This is a genomic window from Halomonas sp. A3H3, from assembly GCF_000982975.1.
GTDB classification, from domain to species: Bacteria; Pseudomonadota; Gammaproteobacteria; order Pseudomonadales; family Halomonadaceae; genus Vreelandella; species Vreelandella titanicae.
In genome coordinates this window covers 143,338-150,273 of the sequence record NZ_HG423344.1, presented here as the reverse complement: position 1 = coordinate 150,273, position 6,936 = coordinate 143,338, and the positions used below count along the sequence as shown (strand labels likewise).

Sequence of the window (6,936 nt, the reverse complement as noted above, 5' to 3'; positions counted from 1 at the left end):
CCAGGCGCGGCTCGGTGGCAAGCCCGGTGGCGGCGACCACCTGATCCACCACCAGCCGCTCTCCGTCGGCCAGCTGCACCACCCGCTCCCCCGCCGCGTTGCGTTCGACGCCCGCGACCGCGACGTTCGGGCGCACCGCGATGCCCAGCGCCCGCTGGGCGGCCAGCAGGCGACGCCCGGCGGCCTCCGGCAGCAGTCCGGCCAGGGGGTAGGCGTGGCGGTCCAGCAGGCTCACGCGATGACCGGCCCGGGCGAGATCCTCGGCCAGCTCGCAGCCGACCATGCCGCCCCCCACCACCGCCACCCGCGCCGGCCCGTCGGCCAGGGCCCGCTGCAGACCGCTCCAGCCGGCCAGGTCGTTGACCCGCCAGCAGTGCGCCTCGGGCAGCGCCTCGGGCAGCGCCGGCCGGGCGCCCATGGCCAGCACCAGGCCGGTGTAGCTCAGGGTCCCGCGGGTGGTGCGCAAACGGCGCGGCTGCGGCGAGAGGCCGGTGACGAAGGTGCGGGGCAGCAGCTGCACGCCCAGGCGCCGCGCCGCCTCGCTCCCGGATTCCCTTACCAGGTCATCGGCGCTCTGGCCGCGGCTCAGCGCCACCGACAGCTCCGGCTTGTGGTAGCGGTCGCCCGAGCAGGCGGTCACCAGGGTGATCGGCAGGTCGCGATCCAGGGCCCGCAGGGCCTCCACCGCCGCCCAGCCGGCCAGGCCGGCACCCACCACCACCGCACCGACGCGGCGGGGGCTGGCGTCGGCCGCCACGGCGTCCACCGGCTCCCTCGGCACGAAGGGCTCGAAGTCCGCCTTGGTCACGCCGCACAGCGGGCACTCCCAGTCGTCGGGGATATCCTCGAAGCGAGTGCCGGGGGCCAGGCCGCTGTCCGGGTCGCCCTCCGCCTCGTCGTAGATCAGGCCGCAGGCGCGGCAGATGTACTGCTGAAAGGGACGCTCCTCGCTCATGACGGCATCTCCTCGCGCATCAGGCGCGCCATCTCCCAGCGCAGGTGCTTGATGGCCGGCGTCACGATGGCCACGAAGTGCGCCTCGCGAATGCGCCGCTGGGAAGCCGCGCTCATCAGATAGCCCCTGGCCCCCTGGTGGAGCAGCGCCGACTGGGAGGCGCGCAGCGCCAGCTCGGACCCCTGCACCCGGGCGTCCAGCACCTCGAGCAGGAAGTCGCGGCCGCCCTCGAAGGGGGTCTTCGCCAGCGTCAGGGCGCGCTGGCGCAGCTCGTCCAGCTCCGCCTGCAGGGCGTCGGGGCGCTCGTCGAGATGCTGGTTGACGTGCCCCAGCGCCGGCTCCACCTCGCGGATGGCGTCGATGCTGCCCTGGGTGACCCCCACCGCCATGCCGGTCTGCAGCAGGATGAAGGCGGCCTTGATGCGGGCGATGAAGGGGCGCGCCGGGTCGGCGATCAGCTCATCCTCGCCGACGAAGTAGTCCTTGAGGGTGATGCTCCAGGTGCTCGAGCCCTCCATGCCGGAGAAGGCCGGGCACTGGCGCAGCGCCACCTCCTCCCGGCAGTGCAGCACGAACATGATCTCGTGGGAGAGGCTGCCGTCGGCGCCCTCGACCCCGGCCAGGGCGCCGCAGTACTGGCCGGCGGCGATATGGCTCACCCAGGGCAGGGTGCCGCTGACCCGGTAGCCCCCCGGGACCCGCCGGGCCCGCAGCGCCAGGCTCTCGATCCCCGACAGCGCCTTCATGGGGTTGGAGAGCGCCGTGCCGCCGAAGCTGTCGCCACGGGCGTGGCGCTCCAGGAAGTCACCGCAGAGCGCCGGGTTGCCCGACTGCTCCAGGTAGAGGCCGAAGACATCGTGGGCCCAGACCAGAAAGCCGGTGGTGCCGCAGTGGCGGCTGACCTCGGCCATGGCGCCGATGGCCTGGTCGAAGCGCTGGCCGCGGCGGTCCAGGTGGGCCCCCAGGCCCCCGGCGCGCCCCAGGGACGCCATGATCTCGAGCGGATAGTGGCCCTGGTCGATGCGCCCGGCCATCTCGGCCAGCGGTCCGGCGGCGATCTGCTCGACCTGGCCCAGGAGCCCGACACCGGAATCCGGCAGCGGCGGTGATAGCATGCCCGACACGGGCACAGAGCGGGAGGGGGTGACGGTTGCGGCGTCGATCATGGTCATGACTCCGTGAAAACGTTCGAAGGCCGCGGCACCGGTGACGCCGCGGGGCGCGACTTACTCGGGATCCGCCAGGCTGATGCTAAAGGGGATGGGGTTACGCATGGTGTTGGCCACCGGGGAGTAGAAGTTGGCGTGCCGGACGATCTCGTCGAGCTCCTCGCGGCTGGCGTCGCCCTCGACCAGCACCTTGACGCGGATCTCCTGGAAGCCCATCTCGGGAGGCTGCTTCTCGGCGCCGCCGGCTCCCCAGGCGGCGGGGTTGCCGATATCCCCCTCCAGGAAGATCTCCAGGCGGCTCAGCTTGACCTGCTTCCAGGTAGCCACGGCGGTGATGCCCACCGCCAGGCAGCCGCCCAGGCCGGAGAGCACGATCTCGCCCGGCGCCGGCGCGGTATCTTCGCCGAACAGGTGCAGGGGCTCGTCCACCACCACTTGGTGCCCGCTGACGTGGCTGATGGTGCGGTACTGCCCTTCGGTGACGGTGTGGACCTTGTTGGTGCCCCGGGTGGCAGGGTTGCTGCGGCCCTTCTCGGCGAAGCCCAGCAGGCCGTCACGGTCGATGGGGCGCAGCTGGCTCTTCACGGTGGTAGGTGTGTCGGCAAGGGTATTCATGGTCTTCTCCTGTCATTAGGTCGGTAGCGTTTCGGCTTGGCGCACTGCGCGCCCTTGATCTCCATCAAGTCTAAGCAACCGCTAGGCCAAACCTACAAATAGGATAAAAAAATGTTTATTTTTAGATACTTGAAGACATTACCACACCGACAAACCGAAGGGTGACAACTCGACAAAGTCGGACATTTTGTCGGCAATGTCGACAATTGGTGCGTCGCACAAAAGGAAAGATGACAATACCGCGCAGCTGAAGTGGCCGACGCCTCTAGCATCGGAACATGGACAGGCAGCTAGAAACAGAGCGCCCCCGCCGGAAAACCGGCGGGGGCGCTGTCAGATGATACCTTCCAGGGCGCGGGGTCGGCTGCGGCGCCGCGCCAGGGCCTGGGCACCTTTGAGTTGCGCACGGCAGACGTCAGATAAAGTCGCCGCCCCTGGTGGCCGAGTCACCGGCTGACTTCTGGCGAAGACGACACCTAGGGTCATGAGACGCTGCTGGGTAGTAAGCCCTGCGTCGAGTCATTGACTCTATCCCTAGCTGTCGGGTCCCGTGTGATTAACTACCCGCTTGGTAAATAAGTCAGGCCGTTTAGTCTGCCATTCTTTCATCATCGCAATAGGCGATTGATGGTGCAGTGCCTTCTGCGGTATGTGGTGATTGTACAGCCAAGTGTAGCGTTTCAGCGTCTGTTCCAGGTCCTCGCCTGAGGCATAGCGCCGAGTCGCCAGCACGTCGCTGATGCGACCGTTGAAGCGCTCCACCATGCCGTTCGTTTGCGGCTTTCCCGGCTTGATCAGGCGGTGTTCGATGTCATGTGCCTGGCACTCCTGGTCAAACGGATGCCGGCCGCTGGGCTTGCGCTCACCTGCACGTGTGAAGCGATCGGTAAAGGATTTGCCGTTGTCAGTCAGCACCGTCTGGATCTTGAAGGGCGCCTTCTCTTCCACCTGCTTCATGAACGCGCGAGCATCCTTCGCGGACTGGCTGCTTCGGATCTCCAGATACACCCAACGCGTGGCGCGATCGATGGCGACGTATAGGTAGCGTTTTTGCTCCTCGTCGGGCATCTGAGGCAGGTGCTTGATGTCGATGTGCACATACCCCGGTTCGTAGTCCTTGAAGGGCTTGTGCCTCGGCTTCTCGTCATCTCCGACGTCCTGCCGAGCCAGTTCCGCTAGTGTCGGCACGTCGCGCCGCTGGAGCATGCGATGCAGGCCGGAGCGAGACAACCGGGGATTCAGGAACTCACGCGCCACGACGAGAAGATCATCCAGACCGAGGCGAAGGAATTCGCGCGCTGCGATCAGCACCTCCTCCTGCTCGGGCGTGAGCGTGGCCAGCAGGTTGTGACGCGTGTGCGATCGATCATGGACATCGTCACGGTACCGCCAGCGCCGTATGGTCGCGGTGGCGACACCATACTGGCGGGCCAGCTCGCTATCCGTGATGCCGGAGGGCGCTGCCTGGATCTCGGCCCGGATCTTCGGTGTCGTGGTCGCTTGTTTATGCAGCTTGATGTCCATGAACTTGCTCCCGGATGAATTGCTGAAGAAGCTCCCTCGCTGCTAGCAGAGGATAACTTCTATAGGCGATCTGATCATCCGGGACCCTACACCTAGCTTTGCTAATAAAACCCTCGATCAGCGCTTTTGCACGTTCAGCATCCCGTTCGTAAATGAACAGATGATCGAATACGGCTCCACACTGAGGGCCTGCTTTGATGCCTTCGTCATTGAGCACTTTAAGAACAGGACCGAGGAAGCCAATAACGTCGAAAGGGAGCTCTCCATCTGTGGACACGACGCGAAATGGGCCGAAGCAATCCCTAACCGAAGCTTCGGATTTCAAACGCTCTACTGCTTCCTCCTCGACAATAGCTGACACACCGGCTTGGTCACGAATCAAACAACTATAGCGGCCAACACTCGCGACAAACGCGCTCGCAGCATCTTGAGCGGATGCATCGCCAAGATCCAGCATCCAGTACCGTTCAGGCCAGACCTTCAACTTCATATTCGCCCATACCGCAATAGGGTCAATAGACATCCACGTCTCCTAAAATAGTTGTACGGCTACCAACAACTGGCCGCCATAAGCTATCGAGAGAAAAAAGACCTAGCGTCCACAGGAGAAAAACTTAATGGCTTCATTAGCCAGCCACAGCGGCTACTCAGAAACTTCTTTTAAGTTCTCTAATGGTACCCACCCTGATTCTGAGCTGGCAGATTTTTCATACCATACCTAACCATTCAAACTCCTTGTGCCAACCAGTAACTCCCCCTCCAGCACATTGAGCTCTCTTGCCGTATAGTCATCAAGTGCTCGCCCGCTAGAGCCACCGAAGCGCTCAATCACTTGACCAGGTACCCAGCCTGGCTCTTGCCCTGACGTACTGCAAAATAACCAGTTATCCCAGCTTTCAGCCCCTTCATACTCTTCACCAACCGTAAGAAAATCACCTTTTTGGAAAGTAATGGGGCTAGGGAACTCACTTTCATGGGATCTTATAACGAGATATTTCTTAGTACTCATGTGGCTACACAACTCTAGTTAGTATCGAGACCTGGAGGTCCGCAAAGGTCATGGTACCCATCACCCAGAAAGCTATGAAGGCCTACTGCACCAGAGTGGGATTCAGCAGGGCCTGTTTCTACTTGACAACACTGCACGCCAGGGTGGCTTGCTTACGCCGTGCCATCGGCGTGATTTATAGCCCACCGAACGAAGCCTGCGTGCCAACTATCTTGACTCACCCCTGAATCCGTGAAGCCGGCGCCGACACTTTCCCTATCACCGCCAGCGAGCACTTTTTGATCATTCGCCCCGTGCAAGTTGGCTTTCGCAAGCCCGTTATTGCCAAAACCCACCGTGCTGATCGGTGCTGACGGCCCGTTTTGTCATGCCTTTCCACCCGCCAGGCACGACATATCTGGCGATCGCGTGTCGCTTGGAACTGCTTGTGGATAGAGTGTCGCCGATTGACGGTCAGCATGGCGTTCCTCGTGGATAACGCAGTCGGCTCCGCAGCGTCTTGAGCACCGTCATGCGCCCGATATCCTGCCCGAAGTCGAGGATGATCTGCCGTGCCTTGGACGATCAGCATGGCGTGCCTCGCGGATAGCGCAGGCGGCTTCGCAGGGTGTTCAACACCGTCATGCGTCCGATGTCCTGCCCGAAGTCGAGGATGATCTGCCGCGCCTTTTGAACCACGAGCGCCGCACGATGCACCAGCTCTTGTAGCACGGTGCGGATCCGGCGCCGCTTGGCGGGATGGCGCACCGGGCTCAGCTCGCCGGTCATGCCCAGCTGCCCCATCAGCCGCAGGATGTTGTAGGCCAGCTGGGCGAGGTGCAGGATCAGATCGTTGGTGGCGAACTTGCCCGACGGCAGCCGCTCCAGGTCGAGATCGGTCTTGATCTCACTGTGGAATTGCTCGTGGGTGGCATGCGCCTGGTAGCGTTTGATCACCGCCTCCGGCGCCTCGTCCAGGCTGGTCCACCAGCCTTCCAACTCATAGTCCGGTTCGAGCAGCAACTGGCCATCGCGATCGGCGGTGCGCTCTACCAGGCGCATCACGCGTTGGACGACGTATTCGGTCTTGTTGTCGTCGTGGATCGAGACGGTCTGCGGCCACAGCGCCTGGCGCTTGCCAGGACGCAGCTCTTCCCAGTAGTCCGCCGCCACCGCCAGCCAGGTATCTCGATCAGCCGTGGCCGAGCCCCGCGGGTTCCATTTGACGACATAGTCGAGCCGGCGCCCCTCGTCGGCAAAGACCTGGCGTTGCTGTTCGAGAAGCGCCAGGTGCGCCTGACTGTCGAAGCCGCTGTCCTCGCGTAACAGGATCGGTTGCCTGGTCAGGCATTGGGCGCGAGGCAGTACCCGCTCCAGGAAGGCGTTGCTCTCCTTCATGGTGTGCTGCTTGCCAGGCCGCAGTTCCAGACCCAGGCACCACCCTTCGTTGCCCAGATAGGCGGCGATCGGGGTGTAGCCATCGACCTTCTGGTAGGTCCGCGAGACGCCTTCCTTCTTCGAGTTGCTGTTGTCCATGACGAAGGTGTCGATGTCCAGGCAGACGTGCGTCGTCTCGGCGGTGATCGGTGCTTCGATCAGTGACAGCAGGGTCGTGGACCAGGTGGCGGTGCGCGCCTGCAGGTCGTTGGCGGCAAGTTTCTCCAGCCGCTGTCGCAGCGTCGCCG

Annotated in this window: 8 protein-coding genes; all 8 read right to left on the bottom strand. The window is 63.5% G+C overall.

Going from position 1 to position 6,936, the window contains the following annotated elements; translation table 11 throughout:
• On the bottom strand, positions 1-955 hold a 955-nt coding region (locus HALA3H3_RS25850), incomplete at its 3' end, for an FAD-dependent oxidoreductase (RefSeq protein ID WP_053857285.1).
• The gene (locus tag HALA3H3_RS25845) at positions 952-2,070 is read right to left on the bottom strand and encodes an acyl-CoA dehydrogenase family protein (RefSeq protein WP_144410473.1); all 1,119 of its coding nucleotides are present in this window, start codon (positions 2,068-2,070) and stop codon (positions 952-954) included. The genes HALA3H3_RS25845 and HALA3H3_RS25850, both read right to left, overlap by 4 nt.
• A gap of 111 nt (positions 2,071-2,181) precedes the next feature.
• A complete protein-coding gene (locus tag HALA3H3_RS25840) occupies positions 2,182-2,739 on the bottom strand; it encodes an OsmC family protein (RefSeq protein ID WP_022524336.1) in 558 nt (185 codons plus the stop codon).
• A gap of 333 nt (positions 2,740-3,072) precedes the next feature.
• The gene (locus HALA3H3_RS27020) at positions 3,073-3,225 is read right to left on the bottom strand and encodes a hypothetical protein (RefSeq protein WP_158414261.1); all 153 of its coding nucleotides are present in this window, start codon (positions 3,223-3,225) and stop codon (positions 3,073-3,075) included.
• 48 nt (positions 3,226-3,273) lie between these two features.
• On the bottom strand, positions 3,274-4,263 hold the full coding sequence (locus tag HALA3H3_RS25835; RefSeq protein WP_022524334.1) for an IS481 family transposase: 990 nt from the start codon (positions 4,261-4,263) through the stop codon (positions 3,274-3,276).
• Positions 4,244-4,786, bottom strand: a complete 543-nt coding sequence (locus tag HALA3H3_RS25830) for a hypothetical protein (protein WP_022524333.1) — start codon at positions 4,784-4,786, stop codon at positions 4,244-4,246. The genes HALA3H3_RS25835 and HALA3H3_RS25830 overlap by 20 nt, the downstream gene beginning before the upstream one ends.
• A gap of 195 nt (positions 4,787-4,981) precedes the next feature.
• Complete coding sequence (locus HALA3H3_RS25825) at positions 4,982-5,272, bottom strand: SH3 domain-containing protein (RefSeq protein WP_022524332.1); 291 nt, start codon at positions 5,270-5,272, stop codon at positions 4,982-4,984.
• A gap of 564 nt (positions 5,273-5,836) precedes the next feature.
• A partial coding sequence (locus HALA3H3_RS25820; protein WP_053857283.1) for an IS1380 family transposase occupies positions 5,837-6,936 on the bottom strand: 1,100 nt, incomplete at its 5' end.